At 63.5% G+C, this 2,582-nt stretch carries 2 protein-coding genes; both read left to right on the top strand.

The annotated features are described in order from the left end of the window. Window positions 1-1,433, top strand: a 1,433-nt coding sequence (locus tag HY699_08900) for a hypothetical protein (protein ID MBI4515917.1), incomplete at its 5' end; no start/stop codon positions are given. After that, the coding region (locus tag HY699_08895; GenBank protein MBI4515916.1) for a hypothetical protein at window positions 1,418-2,582 on the top strand (1,165 nt) is incomplete at its 3' end. The genes HY699_08900 and HY699_08895, both read left to right, overlap by 16 nt.

Here is a 2,582-nt window from a genome sequence, read left to right as displayed (position 1 = left end):
CACTGGGTTCGCACCATGACAGCCAGTATCCGTTTGGGACCGTGTCGCCCAATGGGTTCACCGATCGGGCCACCGAGATCACGGTAACCCCGCAGCCCGGGCCGAACGGGCGGATGGTGGCGGTGGCGGTGTACACCCCGCCGACGCTCTTCCCCTACCTGCTCAGCGGCCAACCCGCGGCCACGACGGACGTGCAGCTGACGATCGAAGCCGACAGTGGCCAGCTCGGTGAGACCACCCTACGCCTCGTGCGCCCGCCGCTGCTGGTGCAGCACGGGCTGTTCGGGAGTGCGGCGAGAGCAATTGGGCAAGACATGCAAAACACGCTGAACGCAAACGGCTTCTTGTTCTTCACGCCCGACTTCGGGCCGCGCAACATCTCCGGGTTCGACCAAGTCTACGACGTGCTGCCGCGTGCGGTCGCTGGCGTGGCAGCGGGATTGCGGAACGGGCATGGCGACGCTGGCCTAAGAAGTGCGCCGACACTAAGCAAAACAGTGGCGGGGAAGAAGCTCGCGATTACGACTGTTGATGTTCTGGCGCACAGCATGGGCGGTGTCTTGGCGCGGTGGTACACCACCGACCGCATTGCTGGAAGCGTCCCGCCAAGTCTGCCGGCGGTGCCTCCGCCCACGCCTGAGCCGCGGGAAATTCACTACCCTACTACCGGGACTGTGAATGCGGGGATTCTCTCGGGTACCGGCCCTACGGCGCTAGAGGGACGCTACACTTCCATGCAGAGGCAGCGCGTCTCGAACCTGAACTATCGACGAGCCGACAACTTCTATCGCGGCGACTTCGGAAGTGTCGTTGTGTACGGCAGCCCCTTACGTGGCAGCCCGCTCGGGAACGAGGTCACGCATGAGATGTGTGCGCAAGACCTGCGGCAGCAGTGCTTCCAACCGCCGCCGCCCAAGACCTCACTGACGCGGTACGGCATTTACTGGTTGGCCCGTCCCAAACCAGCAAGTGCACCGGATTCCCGCACGCAACCTGACGCCGGGGCCGCGATTTACGATCTCTCCATCGGCAGCGCCGCCTACCAGCTGTTTCTGTTCGATAGCGACCCCGTGCGCGTGCACGCCATCGGCACCACGGCGAGCGCTCTCTCGGGTCAGCCCCTACCCGAACTTGCTTCGTGGGTTACTAATCCCACGCACTACTGTCAGGGATTCGACCGCACCACCAGTGACCGTGTGGTGCCGATCGAGAGCCAACTCGCCAACTTCGCGCACGGGCACTACACGCGTATTGACGATGCGGCCTGGCACGAGGAGCAGGATCAGGACCTCAGCGTTCAGAGGCGAGTGGTCAGGCTGCTAGTCGACGCGCCAGCAAACCCTGATCCAATAGCTAACTTTGAAGACAAATTTCCGGGGGATATTGGCTGCTATCCGCTGGAGTGTGGAGCGCCACAATGCCAACCAAAGTGAACGTGGTAAGAGTCGCGTTAGTCGTCGGAGTGGTGTTGACCCTGCTGACGGCGGGGCAGAGCGCTGCGCAGGGGCAGGGGGGATACCTACCCGACGAACTGCGCCGCCCCTTCAGGCGCGCGATGTTCACGGATGCCAACAGCGGGTACGTCTACGACGTTCTCGGGCAGACCGTGATCATTGCCACTGCGGACGGTGGTGCCAGTTGGCGGCTGGTCATGGATATTCCCTTAACGCAGTCGCCCAAGGCCTCTACGGCGGCGTTCTTTCTTGATGGCAGCACGTTCTGGGTGCTGGGTGATGACGGCACGCTGACCCGGACAACGGACGGTGGGCGGACATTCGTGGAGCAGCGGGCGCGTGTTCTGGACGTATCGGGCCGCCCCGTTCGCCTGCTGTGCGGCGGACTCTTTTTCCGCAACCTGAGCGACGGATGGGTCGCTTGTGGCGACGAGTTGCTGCACACGGTGGATGCGGGTGCTTCCTGGCAGCGAGTAAAATTGCCGCCAAGAAAGGAGTTGATCTTCAACATCTGGTTCTTCAACGAGCGCGAGGGGATGGCGGTGGGGGATGGTGCGGTGCGTACCGACGACGGCGGCCAGACATGGCAGGCCGTGGGCGCGGCGCCGGAGCGAATCACCGAGCTGAGTTGCTCGCGCAGCGGCTTTTGCGTTGTGAATACTCATGGGCCCCTCTTCGCGTCGAGTGACCACGGGCGAACGTGGGCGAATATGAACATTCCGCTCAAGCCGGGTGAGCGGGACGAGCTACGGGGGTTTCAAGCCGTCAGTGCCAACCTGGTGGTCGCGGTAGGTAGAGACACGGGTGAAACGAGTCAGGAGTTCGACCGCCGCATGGCTGTCGGCGGTCCGCGGCCGCCGGTCCGGGGCCTGATTCTGAAGTGGGACGGCAGTATCTGGAGCCGCATAACGCATGATCAGCCCCACAACTTCGCCGGTGTCTTCTTCGTCGACGCCAATTACGGCTGGTTTCCGGTCTCCGAGAACACGATCTACAAGACCACCGACGGCGGGCAGACGCTTCAATTCGTCCCCGACTACTTCCGCCAGATCGCGGCGCTGACGCCGGCGGAACCGCCGTTGGTGTTCGATGCGACGCCCACCCCGCCACCGCCGACACCGACCCCGT

Source organism: Deltaproteobacteria bacterium (genome assembly GCA_016210005.1).
Classification (GTDB): Bacteria; Desulfobacterota; Binatia; order HRBIN30; family JACQVA1; genus JACQVA1.
This window is presented reverse-complemented; position numbering and strand designations above follow the sequence as displayed.